This is a genomic window from Alteromonas ponticola (genome assembly GCF_012911815.1).
In the GTDB taxonomy this organism is placed as follows: Bacteria; Pseudomonadota; Gammaproteobacteria; order Enterobacterales; family Alteromonadaceae; genus Alteromonas; species Alteromonas ponticola.
Genome location: NZ_JAATNW010000005.1, coordinates 118,406 through 138,723 on the forward strand (window position 1 = coordinate 118,406; position 20,318 = coordinate 138,723).

The 20,318-nt window shown below is 46.8% G+C and carries 23 protein-coding genes; 10 read left to right on the forward strand and 13 right to left on the reverse strand.

Annotation, left to right across the window (positions count from 1 at the left end; genetic code table 11):
- The 5 genes from truD to HCJ96_RS09805 all read right to left on the reverse strand — a co-directional run bounded on the left by truD (position 1) and on the right by HCJ96_RS09805 (position 4,345).
- Positions 1-1,053 carry a tRNA pseudouridine(13) synthase TruD gene (gene truD, locus HCJ96_RS09785; protein ID WP_169210873.1) on the reverse strand — a complete coding sequence of 351 codons (1,053 nt, stop codon included), beginning with the start codon at positions 1,051-1,053 and terminating at the stop codon, positions 1-3.
- Positions 1,050-1,529, reverse strand: a complete 480-nt coding sequence (gene ispF / locus HCJ96_RS09790) for a 2-C-methyl-D-erythritol 2,4-cyclodiphosphate synthase (protein WP_169210874.1) — start codon at positions 1,527-1,529, stop codon at positions 1,050-1,052. Before ispF ends, truD begins: the two co-directional genes overlap by 4 nt.
- Positions 1,530-1,532: 3 nt before the next feature.
- On the reverse strand, positions 1,533-2,249 hold the full coding sequence (ispD, locus tag HCJ96_RS09795) for a 2-C-methyl-D-erythritol 4-phosphate cytidylyltransferase (protein WP_169210875.1): 717 nt from the start codon (positions 2,247-2,249) through the stop codon (positions 1,533-1,535).
- A gap of 3 nt (positions 2,250-2,252) precedes the next feature.
- Positions 2,253-2,567, reverse strand: coding sequence for a cell division protein FtsB (gene ftsB / locus HCJ96_RS09800; RefSeq protein ID WP_246261286.1), 315 nt, complete (start codon positions 2,565-2,567; stop codon positions 2,253-2,255).
- A gap of 62 nt (positions 2,568-2,629) precedes the next feature.
- The gene (locus HCJ96_RS09805) at positions 2,630-4,345 is read right to left on the reverse strand and encodes a TIGR03545 family protein (protein WP_169210876.1); all 1,716 of its coding nucleotides are present in this window, start codon (positions 4,343-4,345) and stop codon (positions 2,630-2,632) included.
- 338 nt (positions 4,346-4,683) lie between these two features.
- Here HCJ96_RS09805 and putA point away from each other — a divergent pair, with 338 nt between their 5' ends.
- Positions 4,684-8,487: a bifunctional proline dehydrogenase/L-glutamate gamma-semialdehyde dehydrogenase PutA gene (gene putA, locus HCJ96_RS09810; RefSeq protein WP_169210877.1), complete on the forward strand. Its 3,804-nt coding sequence runs from the start codon at positions 4,684-4,686 to the stop codon at positions 8,485-8,487.
- Between the two features lie 60 nt (positions 8,488-8,547).
- Here putA and HCJ96_RS09815 read toward each other — a convergent pair whose 3' ends face one another.
- The 3 genes from HCJ96_RS09815 to HCJ96_RS09825 form a co-directional block, all read right to left on the reverse strand.
- Complete coding sequence (locus HCJ96_RS09815; RefSeq protein WP_169210878.1) at positions 8,548-10,446, reverse strand: hypothetical protein; 1,899 nt, start codon at positions 10,444-10,446, stop codon at positions 8,548-8,550.
- A gap of 18 nt (positions 10,447-10,464) precedes the next feature.
- Entirely contained in the window at positions 10,465-10,749 is a 285-nt protein-coding gene (locus HCJ96_RS09820) for a hypothetical protein (RefSeq protein WP_169210879.1), read from the reverse strand.
- 175 nt (positions 10,750-10,924) lie between these two features.
- Complete coding sequence (locus HCJ96_RS09825) at positions 10,925-11,527, reverse strand: TIGR04211 family SH3 domain-containing protein (protein ID WP_169210880.1); 603 nt, start codon at positions 11,525-11,527, stop codon at positions 10,925-10,927.
- Between the two features lie 179 nt (positions 11,528-11,706).
- Between HCJ96_RS09825 and HCJ96_RS09830 the strand changes: the two genes are divergently transcribed.
- Positions 11,707-13,236: a CYTH domain-containing protein gene (locus HCJ96_RS09830; protein WP_169210881.1), complete on the forward strand. Its 1,530-nt coding sequence runs from the start codon at positions 11,707-11,709 to the stop codon at positions 13,234-13,236.
- A 72-nt stretch (positions 13,237-13,308) separates the two neighbouring features.
- On the opposite strand, the gene HCJ96_RS09835 is transcribed toward HCJ96_RS09830, so the two are convergent.
- Positions 13,309-14,271: an integron integrase gene (locus tag HCJ96_RS09835; protein ID WP_169210882.1), complete on the reverse strand. Its 963-nt coding sequence runs from the start codon at positions 14,269-14,271 to the stop codon at positions 13,309-13,311.
- A gap of 262 nt (positions 14,272-14,533) precedes the next feature.
- Between HCJ96_RS09835 and HCJ96_RS09840 the strand changes: the two genes are divergently transcribed.
- Positions 14,534-15,013 carry a GIY-YIG nuclease family protein gene (locus HCJ96_RS09840; protein WP_169210883.1) on the forward strand — a complete coding sequence of 160 codons (480 nt, stop codon included), beginning with the start codon at positions 14,534-14,536 and terminating at the stop codon, positions 15,011-15,013.
- Positions 15,014-15,113: 100 nt separating this feature from the next.
- The gene (locus HCJ96_RS09845) at positions 15,114-15,431 is read left to right on the forward strand and encodes a hypothetical protein (RefSeq protein ID WP_169210884.1); all 318 of its coding nucleotides are present in this window, start codon (positions 15,114-15,116) and stop codon (positions 15,429-15,431) included.
- Between the two features lie 488 nt (positions 15,432-15,919).
- Here HCJ96_RS09845 and HCJ96_RS09850 read toward each other — a convergent pair whose 3' ends face one another.
- Both HCJ96_RS09850 and HCJ96_RS09855 read right to left on the reverse strand, forming a co-directional pair.
- Positions 15,920-16,237, reverse strand: coding sequence for a CcdB family protein (locus tag HCJ96_RS09850; protein WP_155015102.1), 318 nt, complete (start codon positions 16,235-16,237; stop codon positions 15,920-15,922).
- Entirely contained in the window at positions 16,237-16,521 is a 285-nt protein-coding gene (locus HCJ96_RS09855) for a type II toxin-antitoxin system CcdA family antitoxin (RefSeq protein WP_246261288.1), read from the reverse strand. Before HCJ96_RS09855 ends, HCJ96_RS09850 begins: the two co-directional genes overlap by 1 nt.
- 161 nt (positions 16,522-16,682) lie before the next feature.
- Between HCJ96_RS09855 and HCJ96_RS09860 the strand changes: the two genes are divergently transcribed.
- Both HCJ96_RS09860 and HCJ96_RS09865 read left to right on the forward strand, forming a co-directional pair.
- Complete coding sequence (locus HCJ96_RS09860; protein WP_169210885.1) at positions 16,683-17,009, forward strand: YceK/YidQ family lipoprotein; 327 nt, start codon at positions 16,683-16,685, stop codon at positions 17,007-17,009.
- A 134-nt stretch (positions 17,010-17,143) separates the two neighbouring features.
- Positions 17,144-17,521 carry a DUF7674 family protein gene (locus HCJ96_RS09865; RefSeq protein ID WP_169210886.1) on the forward strand — a complete coding sequence of 126 codons (378 nt, stop codon included), beginning with the start codon at positions 17,144-17,146 and terminating at the stop codon, positions 17,519-17,521.
- A 101-nt stretch (positions 17,522-17,622) separates the two neighbouring features.
- Here HCJ96_RS09865 and HCJ96_RS09870 read toward each other — a convergent pair whose 3' ends face one another.
- On the reverse strand, positions 17,623-17,925 hold the full coding sequence (locus HCJ96_RS09870) for a type II toxin-antitoxin system RelE/ParE family toxin (protein ID WP_169210887.1): 303 nt from the start codon (positions 17,923-17,925) through the stop codon (positions 17,623-17,625).
- Complete coding sequence (locus HCJ96_RS09875) at positions 17,922-18,164, reverse strand: type II toxin-antitoxin system ParD family antitoxin (protein WP_169210888.1); 243 nt, start codon at positions 18,162-18,164, stop codon at positions 17,922-17,924. The genes HCJ96_RS09870 and HCJ96_RS09875 overlap by 4 nt, the downstream gene beginning before the upstream one ends.
- A 254-nt stretch (positions 18,165-18,418) precedes the next feature.
- Here HCJ96_RS09875 and HCJ96_RS09880 point away from each other — a divergent pair, with 254 nt between their 5' ends.
- The 4 genes from HCJ96_RS09880 (at position 18,419) to HCJ96_RS09895 (ending at position 20,192) form a co-directional block, all read left to right on the forward strand.
- Complete coding sequence (locus HCJ96_RS09880; RefSeq protein ID WP_163088620.1) at positions 18,419-18,652, forward strand: ribbon-helix-helix domain-containing protein; 234 nt, start codon at positions 18,419-18,421, stop codon at positions 18,650-18,652.
- Positions 18,639-18,902: a type II toxin-antitoxin system RelE family toxin gene (locus tag HCJ96_RS09885; RefSeq protein WP_169210889.1), complete on the forward strand. Its 264-nt coding sequence runs from the start codon at positions 18,639-18,641 to the stop codon at positions 18,900-18,902. The genes HCJ96_RS09880 and HCJ96_RS09885 overlap by 14 nt, the downstream gene beginning before the upstream one ends.
- Before the next feature lie 221 nt (positions 18,903-19,123).
- Positions 19,124-19,342 (forward strand): VF530 family protein, encoded by a 219-nt coding sequence (locus HCJ96_RS09890; protein ID WP_169210890.1) that lies wholly within the window; start codon positions 19,124-19,126, stop codon positions 19,340-19,342.
- 424 nt (positions 19,343-19,766) lie between these two features.
- Positions 19,767-20,192: a DUF4177 domain-containing protein gene (locus tag HCJ96_RS09895; RefSeq protein WP_169210891.1), complete on the forward strand. Its 426-nt coding sequence runs from the start codon at positions 19,767-19,769 to the stop codon at positions 20,190-20,192.
- Positions 20,193-20,318: the final 126 nt, after the last annotated feature.

The following is a 20,318-nucleotide window of genomic DNA, read 5'->3' on the forward strand; positions in this document are numbered from 1 at the left end:
TTAACTGGCGTGTTGTAATATCACGCACTCGCGTAGCACGCTCGTGGCAAAGCAACCGCCGGGTAAGGCAAAAGAAACCGTTAATTTATCACCCTCACTTTGCCATTCAAGCTCACGCGGCCAAATTTTTATTGCCCGGCGTTCCTGCTCCATACCAACTGAGGCTAAAAACGCTTTTACAGCAACATGTTCAGTGCTTTCCAGCTGCTCTAATTTTTTCGCATCAGCAGTGACGATACTGTCCCCTTTACCCCACAGGGGGGCGGTGGGCGACACGTCGCCTTGTTGATAACGCGACTGTTCTTCATCGGTGGGCTGCTCACACAGAAAAAAGCTGTTGGAACCGGACAGCATCAACGCATCGCCAGACAAGATCGTTTCAAAGCGGTTCGCACCGAGACGCGCTGAGACAACCTCATTAAATAACCAGCTTCTTAATGCCGACAACACAATGTTTCGTTTATTGCGGTTGCGAATGGCTTCGCCATCCAACATCCGTTCTGCCAACTCCAGGTTGCCGCCTTTGGTTGGTTCGCCGTCTGCATTAAAGGTGACGCCAAAGCGCTGTTCACCAAAATAGTTGGGCACACCGTTTTTACTTTGTTCAAGCGCCGCGCCTAGTGCCTGTGGATCGGACACGTTACGCAGACAAATGGTAAAGTGATTGGTTTTAGCCTGACCGGTGCGTAATTTTTTATTGTGACGGGTTTGCTTGAGTATGCTGACGCCGGGCATTTTCCATTGACTAAAGTCAATGTCGGCTTTACCCGGAGTGTGAATACCAAACCACTGACGGGTAAGGGCAAACTTATCTTTGCGTCCCGCGTAAGTGACCGCGCGTAGAGGCAATTTACAGAATTTGGCTAATTGCTCTGCCACAAATGCCGTATTCGCATTTACTTTTTCAATCCAGATAAACTGATGTTCACCTTCGCCTGTTGGGCTAAAGCCTAACTGCTCTTCCACCACAAAATCTTCAGGGTGTTGTTTAAACAATGCGGTGGTGGTTGGGCTGGCATACAAATAGTGCCAGTGTTCGGTCGCTAACTTCATGTGGTAACCCTGGTTAACAACACCACTGCATGAGCAGCAATGCCTTCTTTCCGCCCGGTGAAGCCCAATTTTTCGGTGGTGGTGGCTTTGACATTAATGTCACTGATAGCGCAGCGGCAATCGTCCGCCAGCGCTTCGCGCATGCTATGAATATGCGGCGCCATTTTCGGAGCCTGGGCAATAATGGTCATATCTGCATTGCCCAGTGCGTAGCCCGCATCAGCGAGCAGCTGAATCACATGTCGGAGCAAATTACGGCTATCAGCATTGGCATAGGCATCATCAGTGTCAGGAAAGTGCTGACCAATATCACCCATGGCAGCGGCACCTAACAGGGCGTCGCATAGTGCATGAATGAGCACATCGCCATCGGAATGGGCCAGCAACCCCTGTTCGTAATCAATTTTCACACCGCCTATAACAATGGGGCCGTCGCCACCAAATTTATGGACATCGTAACCATGGCCAATGCGCATGTTTTATTCCTTATTATGTTGCTGTGCCAACTGAGATAAATAAAATGCCGCCAGCGGTAAATCTTCCGGATGGGTAATTTTGATATTGGCCGGATTGCCCGCTACCAGCTTCACCTGATGGCCAACGGCTTCCATCGCGGATGCTTCGTCGGTAATCAGGGTGCCACTGGTAAGCCCGGCCTGGATCGCATGGGTTAATTCCCCCGCTTTGAATAATTGCGGGGTAAGCGCATGCCATAATGACTCGCGACTTTCCGTATGCGAAACAATCTGCGATTTAGTGGGGTGGGCACGTTTCATGGTATCGCGAACCGGCGTGGCTAAAATTCCGCCTGCCACTGACTCATCTTTCATCAAGGCCAAAAGCTTACCGATATCGTCTACGCTCAGGCAGGGTCTGGCGGCATCGTGCACCAGTGCCCACGCTGTTTCCGGAAGCGTGCTAACAGCATTTAGCACCGAATGCGCCCGTTCACTACCGCCTTGAACCACGCTCAGCCAACTTTTTTTATAAAAGGGCAGTGTGGGCAAAATGGTGTCGTCGGGATGCGCGGCAATGATGGTGTGGTTCACCAGAGGATGTGCCATCAACGCATTCAACGTATGTTCAAGAATCGTTTTGCCCGCGATCTCCAGGTACTGTTTAGGCTTGCCCGCCTGCATGCGGGTTCCGATACCCGCAGCTGGTACCACGGCGGTAACAGATAAATTAAAACTCATTGATTAGTTCGCTTCTGCAGGCAGGATACGATAAAAGGTTTCACCTTCTTTGATAAGCCCCAATTCGTTGCGAGCCCGCTCCTCAATTGCTTCAAGACCAATTTTCAGATCGTTTATGTCAGCTTCCAGCAACGCATTACGCTGTGCAAGGTTGGCGTTTTGCTGAGACTGTTCTTCTACCTGACGGGTGAGCGCATGGTAATCTGGAATACTGTGCTTGCCCAGCCACAGGCGATACTGGAGTAACCCCAGTAATACCAGCAACACCACTGTAATCCACTTATCCCGCCACACGGCCATAACCTGAAATTTCGACATAGCGGTTATTATGCCCACTCAACTGGGGCGCGTCTATGCTGGTTTTGACACAAAGCTGCCGGTTAATCGTTTTTACCTAATTTATCCTTTAATTTATCAAGCAGTTTCGATTTTTTCTGGTCAATTACATCGGCCAGCTTGGCTTGCAGTAAGGCTTGCAAATCGTCGCTGTTACCATTGGCCGCGGCAAGCATAGTGTTGAGTTCTTTCAATGCATTATTGGCTTGCTTTTGGTCGTCGGATACGCGCGCCGCAAGTTTTTGTTTCAACTCGTCAAGTTTATCTTTTTGCGAGGCGCTTAATTCCGCTAAGGCCAGCTTGGCAAACTGATTATCCAGATCAGAACTGAGATTGAAGCCTGGGTTATCCACCTGACCAGAAAAGCCGATATCGAAATTAAGCTGCTTCAGTTGGCCAAGCACATTGGCGATAGAAGTGGTCAGCTGGTTCTTACCTTCCGCCTGCATAGCCAACTCGGACAGTTTCACCGCACTGCTGCCACTGACCGCATTGTTGTCTACTATGAAGTTGCCGGAACTGGCCAGCAGCGCAGACTGCAACAGCGCCGACAGTTTTTCCGCCTGCACCACAGGAATGCTGGCTAAATCTATTCCTTCTAATGTCCATTGCTGTTGCGCATCCACGCCTTCATCATCTAGCCAAAACTGGCCGGTCGACTCGAATTGTTTAAAGGTGTTGCTATCAGCAAAAATAGAATAGGTGGTGGGTTCGCCAATTAAGGGATGCGTATTGGTAATGTTTTTCCATTCGCTGGTCAGCCGTTGCCCCAGCAATTCCACTGTCATGGTGGCGTCCTTCACCCATACTGAAGGCATCTCTGTTTGTTCCGCTGGCTGGTCCTTGTCGCCGTTAATCAGAGGTAAGATAAGCTGGGTTGCCGCGGTCAGGTATTCGGTCATCTGCTCAGCCTTATCGCCAAATACCATTTGAGTAACCTGTTGCAATGCTGCCTGATCACCCGTAAGGGCCCCTTTTAACAGCGCGTAATCCTGTTGTGGCGCTTGCTTTAGCGTATCAATCGAAGTCTTCAGCGCTGTTCTCGCCCTTTTTGCCTCATTGGTGAAGGCTTTTATGCGCTGCTGGTCCTGCTTTATTTCCTGTTTTATTTTATCCAGAGTTTCCTTTGCCCTGGCTAAGGCTTCAGGCGATTTATAATCCGTATTTTTAAGTTGTTCTATCTGCGCTTTATATTCGTCAATTCGGTTTTTGTCGGGCAACGCCTGATAATTGCTCTTCAGTGACTGATCAAATTGTTGATATTGCTGTTTCGCCTGTTCTGCAGCTTGAGTAGATTTAAGTTCAGAACGGGCGAGCAGTTCATCCACCGTGGGGATTGCCTCTTTAGCGCTGGCTTTTATATCGTCAAGCGTCATCGAATCAGCGGGCTGACGATACACTTCGCCTGGCGCCTGTCGCGGTTGATCAAATCGTATGGCCAGCAGATTGAGTTTTGACACCACAATCTGATCAGAAAGCAGCGGCAGTACTTCGACATCCGCGCTGGCTTCATCTATCTGCACTTTATTGTTAGCTGGTTGCGCGGGGTCGGTAAGTTGGATGTCATACAAACTGGCAGTGACGGGGATCAGCGTATGGGACACTTCGCCGATATTCACCTCTGCGCCATAGGCTTCGCTGACCTTATCTTCAAGGACCCATTTGATGATGGGATTAGCCAGAAACCAGTAGCCAATCACCAGGATGATCAGGATACCCAATAGAAAATACCAAAAGCTTACGCCACGTTGAGATGTCATATCAGCCTGCTTAAAAATTGTCTGTAAAAAAACTGTTTGCGCGTTTGATACCACTATAGTTCAGTTACTTAGGGAAAAAAACCTCACTTTGCGATGAACAACACAGATAAACTCGCTGGTAAGCTTGGCGTACGGCCAAATTGTGCTAGTATCCGCGAAATTTGCGCCGCATCTTGATCTTTGTCGCAGTGCAAGAGTTAAAAGAAACATTCATCCAGTTATTTGGTGGAAATTGAACATTTGAGTTGCTGTGCGATCCTGCCCTGTTTTAGCTGTCCTGCATTGGGGTCCGCGGTGACAATTTTTTAAAACGCATAGTAAATTATTGAAGGGTAGCAATGCTCATTAACGACGACCTCTATACTACGACACCTCTGCGTCAACGCATCCGTGATTATTATCGTGTGGGCGAATCCACCGCAATAGACCAAATCCTGCCTATGGCTGAAGTAAATCCCCGTGCACGAAGTCGTGCGTGGGAACGCGCCAGGAAGATGGTACTCAAGATTCGCAAAGATCAGGAAGGTCACGGTGGCATCGATGCGTTGTTAAATGAATTCTCGCTGTCCACCGCTGAGGGCGTGGTACTGATGTGTCTGGCCGAAGCCCTGCTCAGGGTGCCAGATGAAGATACCCAAAACGAACTGATCCGCGACAAATTATCTAAAGGGCAGTGGACTCCTCACTTAGGCAACTCGGATTCTCTGTTTGTCAACGCTTCAGCCTGGGGTTTGCTGATGACCGGTAACATGGTCAATTATGCCGACCGCCGCAAGAGCGAGCACTTAGGCATTCTTAAGCGTACTTTAGGGCGTTTAGGCGAGCCGGTAATTCGCCGGGCAATGAATGTCGCCATGCGCATCATGGGACGTCAGTTTGTCATGGGTGAAACCATCGAAACTGCCGTTGAGCGCGCAAAAGATAAAGAGAAAAAAGGCTACGTCTATTCATACGATATGCTGGGCGAAGGTGCGCGTACCATGGCCGATGCCGATCGCTACTACAAAGCCTATGAAGATGCGATCAAGGTTATCGGTGAAAATGCCCATGGTCGCGGCCCCATAAAGTCGCCGGGTATCTCGGTAAAATTGTCAGCTATTCATCCGCGTTTTGAATTCGTCAAATACGAGCGGGTGATGGAAGAAATCCCTCCGCGCCTGAAGGCGCTTTGTTTAATGGCTAAAGAATACGACATCGGCCTGACCGTCGATGCGGAAGAAGCTGACCGTTTAGACGTGTCGCTGGATATTATTGATAAGGTTTTCAGCGACCCGGATCTGGACGGCTGGAATGGCTTTGGCCTGGCCGTGCAGGCGTATCAAAAGCGCGCCCTATATGTCATTGAGTGGTTACGTGCATTGACCCTGCGTGTCGGCCGCACCATGATGGTACGTCTGGTGAAAGGGGCTTATTGGGATACCGAAATTAAACTGACTCAACAGGCCGGTTTAGAAGAATTCCCCGTGTTTACCCGTAAATCGTCGACTGACGTGTCATATCATGCCTGCGCTAATCGCCTGTTGGATTATCGCGACACCATTTATCCGCAATTTGCCACGCACAATGCCTACACGGCTTCGGTGATCATGGAGTTGGCGGGTGATGACAAGCAAAATTTCGAGTTTCAGTGTCTGCACGGCATGGGCGACACCCTCTACGACCAGATAGTGACTGAAGAAAAAATTCAGTGTCGGGTGTATGCACCGGTAGGTGAACACGAAGATCTGCTTGCTTATCTGGTAAGGCGGTTGTTAGAAAACGGTGCCAACTCATCATTCGTTAATGCGATTGTCGATGGTTCCAAGCCGGTTGAATCGCTGCTGGAAGATCCGGTCGAGAAAACCCAGCGCCTGAAGATTCGCTACAACAAACTTATCAGCAAACCGCGTGATCTGTACGCACCGGAGCGTGACAATTCACGCGGCCTGGATTTGTCTGATCATAATGCCGTGCACGCATTAAGTCATGAAATTGAGCGCTGGCAAAGTGTTTACAGTGTTAAACAAAGTGACTTGCCTGAAGGGGCGACAGCGGTCAGAAGCCCAACCAATCATGATGATCTGGTGGGGTATCATGTTTACGCCACCGAAGAACAGATGTCCGCGTCGTTAGATAAGGCGCATCAGGCATTTCAGGGGTGGTCGAAAACGCCCGTGTCAGACCGCGCTGAAATTTTACATCGCACCGCAGATGCGTTAGAGCGTCATATGTCCGAGTTGATTGCTATCTGTATTCGTGAAGCCGGTAAAGTGACGCAAGACAGCATTGACGAAGTGCGGGAAGCGGTTGATTTCTGTCGCTACTATGCCGTGCGCGCGAAAGAGCTGGATGAAGATCAGCGCTTGTTGCCGCGTGGTGTGGTGCTGTGTATCAGCCCCTGGAATTTCCCGCTGGCAATTTTCTTAGGCCAGGTGGCTGCCGCGCTTGCTACTGGTAATACAGTGGTTGCCAAGCCTGCAGAACAAACCAGTATTATCGCCAAACGGGCGATTGATATTATGCGTAACGTGGGCTTGCCTGATGATGCTGTGCAACTGATCATTGGCCCCGGTAAAGCGGTGGGCGACTTGCTGCTGCCCGATGAGCGCATTAAAGCGGTTATGTTTACCGGTTCAACCCAAACAGGCACATTGATTTCGCAGACGCTGGCCAACCGTGGCGGTGAACAAGTGCCACTGATTGCTGAAACGGGCGGTCAGAACTGCATGATCGTTGACTCAACCGCACTGCCTGAGCAGGTTGTGGATGATGTAATCCATTCAGGTTTCCAAAGTGCTGGTCAACGCTGTTCTGCCTTGCGCGTAATGTACGTGCAGGAAGATATTGCTGACAAATTGATCACCATGTTAACTGGCGCCATGAAAGAGTTAAAAATTGGTGACCCGGCAATGCTACGCACCGACATTGGTCCGGTGATTGACGAAAAAGCACTGAAAAGCTTAAAAGATCACGAAAGCTACATGGAAGACAATGGCAAACTGCTGTATCGAGCGGAATTGCCACAGGATGCCAAAAACGGCACCTTCTTCCCGCCCACCCTGTACGAGATTGACAATATCGACGTGCTCAAGCGTGAGGTATTCGGGCCGGTTATCCATATTATTCGCTTTAAGTCGAAGAACCTGGAAAACGTGATTAACGCAATCAATGGTACTGGTTTTGGCCTGACTATGGGTGTGCATTCGCGTCTGGAAGAACGCGCTAACGAGTTGGCAGCTAAGAGCCGCGCGGGTAACGTATACATTAATCGCAATATGATTGGTGCTATAGTAGGTGTGCAACCCTTTGGTGGCCGTGGGCTGTCGGGAACCGGCCCTAAAGCCGGTGGACCAAACTACCTGCCACGTCTGATGATGGAACGTGCCACGCCTAAGCCTTCCACTGTTGATAATATGGGGCAATTGGATACCGCCTTAACCGGTGATGAAGCAGAACGCAAAGCGGCGCAAAGGTTAATGGATCAAGCCACAGCAGTTGAGGCGAAATGGCGTCACACACCATTGAACGACCGCATTTCTATGGTGCGCCAGCTGCTGGCCAAAATTGCTAATGTGGACATTCTGGAAGAGTTTGCCGACGATTTAAACCGCACTCTGGCAACCTCGCGCCAGCAAATTACCAATGTTGAACGCAAATTAGCGAAAGCGACAGAATTGCCCGGCCCTACTGGTGAGTCGAATAAACTTTATCTTGAGCCGCGAGGCGTACTGGTATGTTTTGCCGATAAAGAGGTCACGTTCGAATACTGGACGCTGTCGATCGTAACTGCGCTGGCGACAGGTAACGTGGTGGTTTCAGTGGTATCAGAAACCTTCTATGAAGAAGCGTTGGAATTTCAGAGAAAATTTGAAGATACCGGTGCCGAGAAGGGTATTTTCCAGGTTGCGCGTTTGCAGCATCTGCACGATCTGGTGATGAATCCCCATCTGGCTGGCGTGGTCGTTGATTCCAACACAGAGCGTACTGCCCAGATTTCTGCGATGTTAGCCTCGCGCGAAGGCGGAGCGATTTTGCCAGTGATCAGTGCCGAATATAACGACAATCTGATCCAGCGTTTGATGACTGAGAAAACCATTAGCATTGATACCACCGCTTCAGGTGGTAACACATCGTTAATGACCCTGGTCGAAGACGACGAGTAGCCTTGGCAGACACTATGTCCTAAGTATCAAGCCCTCTTTACGAGGGCTTTTTTGTGCGCGTTACTTATTCTCTTCAGTATTGCTATCGTCTGCACTGGTTGGGTTATTGCGCAGATAACCCGCGGCCTGCTCATCTTCCTTAACGGTAAGTTTCTCTTTAGCAGTAGATGTCTCGCCATCCAGCGCACGGGTTTGCTGGTTAACCTGATGGATGGTGCTGGCGTTGCGCAAATCGGCCTCACTGGTGATCGAGGCGATTGACTCTCTTCCTTTCAAGAACGCTTTAAGTTCTGCAACAATTTTACCCAGTTCAGTGTCGTCTCTGGACATATTCATAATAAACCGGGGAGACTCAAGGTTAGAACGGCCGCTGGTGGCAAAAATAGACGAGGTGATGCGGGAAATAATAATCCATGGGGTGATAGAGCTTCTGACCACGGTATTTTCAGAGCGCGTGGAATCATGAATAGACATCCCCGTAGACACTTTAGACTCAGTAAAGGTGCCTTCTGTTTTCATAAACATTAACAGCGAAGAAAATTGCATCTCACCCCAGAACAAGTGTGACGCGCGGTTAAGAATTTTACCGGCCAGGTAAAAGGTCAGCCAGCCGAAAAAGTAAAACTTAGCGTCATTAATAATGTTGATGCCCGGTGTCATTTCTTTCATCGCAGGTAAGCGATCCTGTGCCTGAAAATATTCTATGGCAGCGCCGATATTAAGCAAAAACATGGCGAATAAGGCGAATCCGGTAAGCACACACAGTTGCGCCAGAAAACTAGTGAGATAGCGAAAACCGTTGTTATAGCATGGTTCGCTATCGGCTAACGCAGGCTGAGTTTCAATAATTAACTCACCGAAAAATGCGCCCTTATCCACCGCTTCAGCTTTAAGTTTGGGATCGAAATTCTGATAGACACGGTTTGGGATTTCCTTATAACGCCGGTTGGTGAGGATAATATTTTCAACATTAATGAACACTTCGTTAGGATGAATGCTTTCCTGCAAATTGTCGCGGTATTCACTGACCTCGGTTTTGGGCGTGGCTTTTTTCAGGCGTGTATACAGGTTGGGCATGATCCCCATCATGACCACTATGCAGGCGCCCAGCAATAACGCTAAATTGCTCCACACACTAAAGGTCAGCAAATGGCGGTTAATTTCTTCGACGGTTTGCAGATCAGCGGCAAAGATGTGATCGAAAAAGTAACCTGTTACCACAGGAACCAGGATGCTCAGTGCCAACAAAATGCCAAATGAAAGGCCACCGGTGCTATGCAGCGACTGATTGCCTTCGTTATGAATACGGTTGGCCGTATTGCGCCAGGTCACCATAAAGAAAATCAGCAACGCCAGTGCCATAATGGGCAAGGTAATTTGCTGAGCCACTTTTCCGGCCAGCCCGGAAGACACAACAAACCACACCACGGCAAATAAAATCAGACCGGCGACAAAGTTAATTATTAATGAGCCCATTTCCTGCGCCAGGTGGCGCAGAGGGTAGGGTAAAAACGTCAGGTTAGGTGAAAGCGAATGCAGCAGGCGCGCCATCCAGCCAACCGGCTCTGCAAAGGTGATATTTTTGCGCCCCATCAACATCGAGAACAGATCCTGACTGTCGTACAGCAAGGTGTTGTTATCTTTCTCCTGCTGGGCAACATCGCGTTCAGAAGGCGAGTGATTGAATGCCAGTGAACTGGGCACCGAGCGACCGACAAAGTAGCGAAACAGTTGCAGTAAGCCACGGCCCAAATGCCTGGCACCATCAGCTATCAGGATAAACCCCAGCACTGCATATATGTAGCCCAACACCGACCCCTGCTGCACCGCAGTGGCTACCTGCATTAATGGAAACACCCCGGCGCCGATGAGGATGGCTCCCGTAATCACCCTGAAGCGTCCTTCTGCCTTAAAAGGGTTTTTAATCCCTAAGGTTGCCGAGCCAAAATCATACGCCATACTTCACTCCCTGCTTTATTATTGCTTTTTAAATGTTATACCCATTGGGCCAACCAGGTCACCCGCTTCATTTATATGATAAACAAGGTTTGCCTGCTCGGATACTGCCACAACAATCTTATCGTCCTCTACTTTATAATCAAATGCGACTTCGGTACCCAGGGTGCGCTGGGTAAATTTACCGTTTTCAATGACCACAGTGGCCATGCCTTCTCCGTAGGTGCCTGCAACATTGGGTGAGCAGGCACTTAGGATGCTGCAAAGCATGATTGTGAATAATAGTGTGAGATGCCTTTTTGGCATGAAAATCTCCTGACGCAAAACATTTTTATAGCATTGCTTTTGTTTACATTAATGTAAGTCAGAACGATTTTTTTATTTTGTGCAGAGGAAGAAGTGGGCGAAGAAAGCGGTGTTCAGGAGCTGATGGACACCGCGTTTACTTTACAAGCATTGTTGGTAATAGTGACTCAATGACTTACATCCACTGATCATCCCGGCGTTTTTTCTTGGGCAGGTAAGTTAAAATAACACCCAGTAAAATGCCTGCACCTGCTACCATACCGCCACGGGTAAACCAGCGCACCAGTTCCTTTTGCTCGCTGTCATCAACCTGCTGCGAGAGCTGCTTAATTTCGCGTTCCTGCTCGCTGACCTGGGCTGAAAGCTTCGATACCTGTTGGCGTGCGTCATTAAGCTGCTGGTTCAACCGCTGGTTTTCTGATTGTAAGCCTTGCGTGCCCGACTCGGCTTGCGCTAAACGTTCAGTTAACACCGGCACCAGTTCGCCACGGGAAATTTCGTTACTGACAAACTTGGTTTCTACCCAGCCAGTACGGCCTTCATTGTCGCGTATTTCGGTAAATTCCTGTTCGCGGTTATGTTGCAACACCGTGATGGGGGTACCCGCCTCCACTGAGCCGAGAATACGATAATTTCTGCCAGCGCCAGCATGTAAAAATACAAACAAATCATCTCTGATATAGTGATTTGAAGATGGTTCGATATCCAGCGTATTTTCCTGTGCGATCACAGGCGCTGATAAAGAAATGACAGCAATTAGCAGCCAATTTCGAAACATAGAAAATCCGTCATACAATTTAAATCAACTCCCGATGGTAGGGCGAAGCCCGCATAAAGGCAAGCCCGTTGTGTTTTATCCAGGATCAGTGATAAACAATTTTATCCCGGTAGATTGCCAATGATGAATGACACGGGTAAGGTGTCGCATCATTATTATTACATTTGCCAGCCCTTCATATGGCCGAAATAGAAATTAAGTTTGCCACCCGTCAGTCAAGTCACCAACTACTTGAAGAGCGTGTTGCGCCGTTTGTTGAAAAGGCAGGGGCAAGATTACAAAAATTGCCGCCACAGTCACTGCAAAACGACTATTACGACACGCCAGATCAAGTTTTTCACGAGCATAAAATAGGCTTTCGCGTCAGGCAGAGTGACGAACTAATCGAACAAACGGTTAAAACTCAAGGCAAGGTTGATGCCGGATTGCACGCGCGGGGCGAATATAATGTCAAACTATCTAAGCCGGTACCCGATCTCACCCTTTTTCCTGACGATATCTGGCCACAAGATTGGAACATCGTCGATATTAATACGCAGTTAACCCAGCAGTTCACCACACATTTTGAGCGTGAAGGGTATCTTGTGCATTGGCACGACAGCCAGATTGAGATGGTGGTAGATAAAGGGGAAGCCGCGACAGAGAAAATCAGCGCGCCCATTAACGAAATTGAACTGGAGCTAAAATCGGGAAAGGTTGAAGACCTGTTTGCACTGGCAAACCTGGTCAATCAACAGGCTGAGGTACGCTTAAGCGATGTATCCAAAGCGGCCCTTGGCTATCAGTTGCTGCACGGCTGGTCACTGCATGTTGAGCCGTTACCCGCGGTGCTACCGTTGCATAAAGATATTTCTACCGAAGCCGCCTTTGCAGAAGCGGTAAAATGTGCGCTTCGTCATTGGCAACATCACGAACATCTGTTTATCGAAACCGGCTCGGTGAAAATGCTCAAAGAAGTGGGTATCAGTGTGCGCCTGTTACTACAGAGCGTGTCGCTATATCTACCCGTACTGCAATGTCCAGAAATGCTGGCGCTGCACAAGCAGCTGATGGACTACGCCCAGCAATGGAGTTGGGTGGACGATTTACAGAGCTTGCGTTACCTGCTGTCTAAAAAAAGTCTGTTCGCCCGTTTTCTAACTAAACAACCGGCGCTGGTAAGCTACCTGCAAGGCAGAAAAGCGGGCCTGTTACATGCTCACGAGCCTTCGCATGCCTTTTACGCCACCGAATCAACGGCAATTAAGTTAGGTGCCGCACAATTACTGGAACTGAAACCCTGGCAGTCCCATGCGCCGGGGGCAGATGTGCCGGTGATGGAACACGCCAAAGGCTGGCTTTCGCAAGGCTGGCAAACCGTGCAACAAAGCATGCCAAAACAGCGGAATATGAAAGAGGCAAACTATGCCGCGATTGAAATGTTGTTGCGTCAGACCCTGTGGAACGGCTTTTTGCTGGCCGATTTATTTCCCCGCGAACACCGACAGTTTCGCGCTCCCTGGCTTGATATAGTGATGGGAATCGACGAGTTAAAAGCATTGCTGATGTTGCAAAATGCGCTTAACGGTACAGAATTAACCGCCCCCGAGGAAGCACGAGCCTGGGTGAACAACAAGATTGCCAGTTTAGTGCAAGTGATGGAAAGAACCCGTGAAGTGGCCGTGCAGGGCGACCTGTACTGGCAAAATCTAAACTTATCCAGCGATTAGCCTAATGCGTAGCGGCAAATCATGTTACAGACAAAGCGAGCTTTGTTGGACATCAGCGACACATCACCTGCGTTAAACATGATTAAGCGGACTGACCACGCCGCCAGCCCCTTGCTGCAGTATATGGGTGTAAATTTGTGTAGTGCGCACATCGGAATGGCCTAATTGCTCCTGCACTGTGCGAATATCTGCCCCAGCCTGTAACATATGCGTTGCAAATGAGTGACGCAATGTATGCGGCGAGACTGGTTTATCGATGTCTGCCGCCGTAGTAGCGATATTCACGGCTCGCTGAATTTGCTTTTCATTAATGTGATGGCGACGCAATTTATTGCTTTCGGGGTCAAGGCTAAGCGCAGGGGCAGGAAATAAATATTGCCACTCGACCTTAAAAGGGTACGAAGGTGACTTTTTTCGCATCGAGTGAGGTAGCCACACACCCGCAAAGTCATTCACAGTGCGATCCTGTCTGTGCACAGTGGCGACTTTATCCAATTGGATTTTCAATTGCGGAATCAGTCTTTCAGACAGCGTCACAATGCGGTGTTTGCCACCTTTGCCAAACCAAATGCGCACGCATTTATACTGCAAATCAATGTCTCCAGCGCGCAGACGCGCACATTCCATCGACCTCAAGCCACTGCCATACAACATGGCCACCGCCAGATAATGTTTTTGCGGAACATGCTGCAATAACCGGTTTATTTCATCGCGCGTAAGCACAACCGGCAGCTTTTTGGTCTTGCTGCTGCCCACGAACGCCATGTCTTTTGGCAGCGGTTGCTTAACCACGTTCGCATATAAAAAAACTAACGCATTAAGTGCGATGGCCTGCGACGCAGTAGACATTTTGCGCTTTGTAGCAAGATAAGTAAGGTACGCTTCCACCGCATCAACATGCAGTTCAGCAGGGTGTTGGTATTTATGAAAGCGGATATAGTCGGTAATCCAGGTCAGATAAGTACTGATGGTGCGTTTGGCATAGCGCTTCATGCGCATAAAATCGGCAATGTGGGTTAGAAATGGGCTTTGCATAGCAATTAAAAATAAAAATATGCTAATCACAAAACAGTCTAAGAGAAACTGGCTGTGAGCCCAGTTTTAAACAGCAGAAATAAGTTAATTCTTATATTGGTATGTTTAAACACGACAATGTTTCTGAACCAACCTTTAGACTATTAAAATCTGAAAGCTATGGCATACTGAAAATATTAAATGAACAAATTACCCCGTTTTTGGGGTATTTAGACACCACAAAATTGGTGTCTAATAATATGTTAGCTGCCTAGGGTAAGTTATGGACATACCATCCTATAAGATGAAATTCAGCGGACAAGTTCTTGAGCGTGGATTCTGGCTTTATGTCTGGAAAATATGCTATGAATCAAATTCATATTTTTATGTTGGTAGAACTGGAGATAGCTCTTCTCCCAATGCTGCTTCACCATTCAATCGGATAGGTCAACATCTAGATTTTAGGATGAATGCAAAGGGTAGCTCGATGGCAAAACGTCTAAAGCAAGCAGGTATCGATCCTGTTCGAAGTGAATTTGAGATGATTGCTTTGGGTCCATTTTTTGAAGAACAATCAGATTTTGAAGCCCATAAACCAAAGAGGGACTTTATGGCTACCTTAGAGGTCGAAGCAGCAAATTTCCTATCAAAAAGATGTGGTCAAACTGTGCTTGGCGTTCATTATAAATCTGCTGAAGTTCCAGATGATATGGTTTTACATATTCAACAGAAAATTGAGTTGTTTTTAAATGAAGGCAGCTAACAAGAACTTTAAAACGCGCGCGGGCGCGCTGGGACAAAAACACTGTGCCGCAAAGAGCTTAGCACAGTGTTTTTGCCCTTTAAGTAGAAGTTAGGTGTACATGAAGAAGTGGTCCGCTCTTTTAATTTTGGTTGTATTTGGCTGCAGCACTGAGCCGAGTTTCAATTACCAACCCGTCAAATTCGGACTGGGCGAAGGATATGAAGAAGTTGAGCTGCAAGACGGCAGAGTGCAGCTCAGAGTTCTTTCTTTTTATGGCCATAGTGCAGAGACTTTACATCAATACTTTTATCGAAGGGTTGAGGAAAGTTGTGGTGGCCCCGAGTACCAAGTATTTGAACTTAACGAAATGATTGACGTATGTGCGGACGCCAAGTGCTTTAAAAGTGCAGTGCAAGGGCTCTATAAGTGCACCTAACAAGCGCATAAACACTCGCTTCGCTCGCGGGGGACAAATACACGTAGGCTCCCCTCGCTCTGCTCGGTATTTTAGCCTACGTATATTTGCCCGTTATGCGGGAAGTTAGGTGACCCTTGGAGAGAGTCTTTAAATTTACATGCCGAGTATTAGGCAAAACAGACTACTATACCGCAATTGAACTTGTAGCAATGGTTTGGGTTCTCGTAATCGCTTTGCTTGCTCACGGTTTGTTTTTATATTTCATCTTCGCTTTTGATCTAGATTGGATGGTTCTAGAGCATGGAAAGCTTTTGTTAATGTTAAGCTTGGTTGTGTTTAGTGCGCTCTATTTTTATTTAGTATATTCCTTTAGGAAGTTGCTCAAATAAACCAGAGTCTAGTTCACCTAACAAACAAATTATGGCACTCGCTGTCGCTCGCTGGGACACAAACACGCGGGGCGCTTCGCTATTATGCCCCACGCGTTTGCGCCCCATATTTGGAAGTTATATTCCAGTGATAGCGAAGTCTATTGCATCTATCAGCAGTTCTCTGGATTGCTCCAACGAACCAATGCGATCCTTGAGCACGTCTTCGGGTATAGAACTAAGTTGTTGTGCTAGAAATAGATATGTTGTGCCCTCGAATTCTATTTCCGGCGTCAGCTTCTTCATGTAAAAACTGTTTTTAGTATTGCTAGTTGTTAACGGTACAACCAGCCTTGTTGCCAATTGGTCAATTACAGAGTTTTGAACATCAACAAGAAAAGGGTAAGCTTTGCTAGTTTTCTTGCTTGGGTTTCTGTAAACATCAAATTGCGCCATTAGAAGTTCCTGTACTCATCACCTATACAACCGTTCTCAGCAACAAACTCGTTGTATGCAGCTATGGCAGCTTTGTTTTCTTTTTTCCATTTCTCTGCTTCAATACTTTTTAGCTTGTCTCTAAGTGCTTGCTCTAAGGTCGCAGACAGGTTAACTTTTAAACTTCGAGCTTTTTGCAATAAGTCGCTATTCAAGCTTAGATTTGTCGCTTTCTTGGGGGCATGGACGTCATATAAATCTTGCATTTTATCACTCCAACTAATTTCACCACCAAGTATACGCATGCAGATGCGCATTGCAAAGCATGGTTGTAATATAACGCATTAACACTCGCTGCGCTCGCTAGGGACAAAAACACGTAGGCTCCCTGCGCTTCGCTTGGTATTGTAGCCTACGTATTTTTGCCCGTTATGCGGGCCGTTATGTACTTAAAGGACTTGATAAAGTGAAAAGTATTGTTCTTCTTTTACTGTCTTCACTATGTTTCTCTTGCGCAACAGTTAAAACCATCGATCCGGTTAATAACCATGTTCAAATCGAACACCGAGGCAAAGAAAGTTACTGTTCAGAAATCCCAAGAATATACAGCGGACTTGTGTATAATTTTTGTCTGCTCTATGGTGAACCTAGCAGAGTCGAAAATCTTGGCTCAAGATTCGGCAATGTTCCATTTTTCGTCATAGACACAGCATTCTCGGTAGCCGCTGACACAATTGTCATTCCTTATACTGCGGTACAACAGGCGAGCAAAGGTAACATCAAAGTTAATTAGGAAGTTTATAAACGTACATAACAATCACAATAAGTCGCTCGCAGGTTCGCTGGGACAGTAACACGTGGGCTCTGTCGCTTCGCTCGGAGTTTAGCCCACGTGTTACTGCCCCTTATGTGGGTGTTAGGTGCTACTTGAAACATCTACCAGAATTTAAAATACGAAGGTTTATTCGAGAGATAAGAAAGAAGTTTCCCGATGTTATCCCATTGATGGAAAGGCATGAAATTTGGGCGCTAACGTTCCGAATGGGAGAGTTCGCAAATTTAACCAGTATTGCTTTTAATGATGGGGATTTGGAAACAGCTAAATCCCACTTGCACTACATGAGCGAAAAACTAAATGGTGCAAGTGAGATAGAGTTTGAATATATTGATGTTTACTACGTTGAGCATCTTTTTTGGAAATCAAATCAAAAAGGTATCGATCTAGGATGGCCATTGGTTCCAGAAAATCTAAAACAATTATATTTGTCTTATCATGGCAAAAAACCAGAACCTGTGAGGCGGTAGCACCTAACAAACGCATAAACCACTCGCTGCGCTCGCTGGGTACAATAACACATAGGCTCCCGTCACTTCATTCCGTATTATAGCCTACGTAAATTTGCCCGTTATGCGCCAAAGCGTAAAGGGTTTACATCCATACTTTTATGAAGGATTCTTATGATCAGAATTTCCTGACTGCCTGTTTGTTTGTAAAAAATAACGTGGCTACCTTGCGGAAATTTTCTGTATCCTTCTCTTATTTCGTCGCTGCTTTTGCCAATATCAGGATTTTCAGACAGCATCCAATATGAATCGTCGAATTGCTTAAGGTATACATTACGCTGTTCTCGGCCCCATTTCCGCTGCGTAAACAAAGCGATATCTTTCAAGTCGGATTTTGCTAGTACAGTTAACTTAAATGGTTTCACTCTTTCAATTCACCGTCTAATTCTGATATCAGGTGCTCTAGGTCGTATTCAACTTCGCCGCTTTCTTCGCCTGCTACAAGTAATTGACGTAAAGTGTTTAATTTGGTTTCCTGTGTTTCGAGCAAGCGGAGAGCTGAACGAATCACCTCGCTCGCTGAACCATATCGACCAGTTTGAATCTGACTAGCTATAAAGCTATCAAAATGGTCTCCAAGGGTAATGCTGGTATTTTTAGCCATTTACTTTCTCCAAGTACCAATATATACCTAATTATGGTACCCATACATTGTAAGTCAATAGCGCATAACAATCACATTAAGCCGCTCGCAGGCTCGCTGGGACAGTAAAACGTGGGCTCTGTCGCTTCGCTCGGTATTTTAACCTCCGTCTTTTTACCCATTATGTGGTAAGTCAGGGACCTTGGAGCATAAGTTAGCCAGAATAACATTTTGACGCTATAATGTTTTAACGTTACTTAAGTGAGGACTCATTCATGAGTACTTTATCTAAACGATCAACCGTCTATTTCGAGCCAGCAATTCACAACGCCCTCAAGCTGCGAGCAGCATCATCAGACACCTCAATATCAGAACTGATTGATGAGGCAGTGAGACTTCTCATGAAAGAAGATCAAGAAGATTTGGCCGCGGTAAGGCAAAGGGCCAAAGAGCCCGAAATTTCCTATGAGGACTTGCTAAACAGTTTGGAAGCTGATGGAAAAATATAGAATCACTGTCAAGAAATCTGTAACAGAAGATTTTAGGACAATTCCCAAATCAGACATTAAAAAGATCCTTGCAAAAATTGACCCTTTAGCTGAAAACCCGCGAAGAGATGGAACGATTAAACTTGGTGGACAAGACTTGTATCGTATCCGGCAGGGCCTTTATAGAATAATTTATGAAATCCGAGAAAACGAGCTTGCAGTACAGGTAATAAAAGTCGGGCATCGCTCTGATGTTTATAAACGTACCTAACAACTTAATAAACTCGCTCGCGTTGCTCGCTGGACGCATACACGGCGGCAGTGTCACTTCGTTCCGATTATAGCCGCCGTATTTATGCCTTTTACGCGGGTGTTAGCTGCAGGACTAACCCAACACAGTTCTTGGAAGCACTATATATGCAACGAAACATGATTACTTAACAAACTTCAACGGCTATCGTATAGCGCTAGCTAAAACTTCTAAGGTGCGTGATGAATCAGCAACAAATTAATAATCCTTTGCATGGACTTACGTTGGAAACAATTCTGACCCGATTACATGAGCACTATGGTTGGGATGGTTTATATCAACGGATAAGGGTTAATTGCTTTAGTAATGACCCTTCAATTAAATCATCTTTAAAATTTTTACGTAAAACACAATGGGCCAGGGATAAAGTAGAGTCGTTGTACATAGATACATTTACGTAAATAGGATTGCGTTGCTGTTCAGCAAGTCCTTCATAAGGCTCTCAGCAAGCGTCGCGTAAGGTAAGACTTTTCTTTCAGCCAGCATTCAAGCCGCGGGTTTGGTTTCTGCATCAACTCAAAATTGTGTGCGACTATTCATTGCAAACTTCTAATCCATATACACACAGAGTGAGCGCGTGCATTGAGTGAACGGCAATCAACAGACCCATTAACACTCGCTGCGCTTGCCAGAGACAAAATCACAGCGCCGCCTCGCGATGATAACAATGTACTTTGCCCATCAATGAGATCGAAAACCTTCCGTTATTGCAAGCTGTCGTAAAATGTCGTAAAACTTTCGTATTAGTGTCGTAGTAAATACGTAAATCTTTCCGCAGTTTTATCGAAAACTATAGCTGTCTCCCAAAATGGTCAAAAGGAATTTATGAAAATAAATGCAGAGCTTGTTCTGAACCTCAGAACAGAAAAGTGTTGGTCGCAAGAAGAGTTAGCAATGGCCTCTGGTTTAAACCTGAGGACCATTCAGCGTATAGAAAAGGAGGCAACGGCTTCATTGCAATCAAAGAAGGCTTTAGCTTCTGCATTAGATGTAGATTTCAGAGACTTAGAACACAAGGAAATATCAGCTATGAAAAGATACGAATTTAAAACTCTGGAAATCGAAACAAACGAAGGATTCTTAACGGGACTGAAAAAATCGAAGTTGCCCGATTTACCGTCAATACTGAATCAAGAAGGCAAGGAAGGTTGGATGGTAGTCCAAATATTAGCGCCAGAAATTGCACAAACAGCGTGGACAGCAAAAACGGGGAAACTTGTTGCTCTGCTTCAGCGGGAGATTCAGGGTTAGGGGGCACGGGAAAATTGTTAGTATCTCAGCGTGTAATAAGCCTGCAAACTATAGTCCGTAAGATGAAAGTAGATTTCTATAATTAAGACGTGCGCGGTACGCGACGGGGTAAAGGCTTAATGTCGC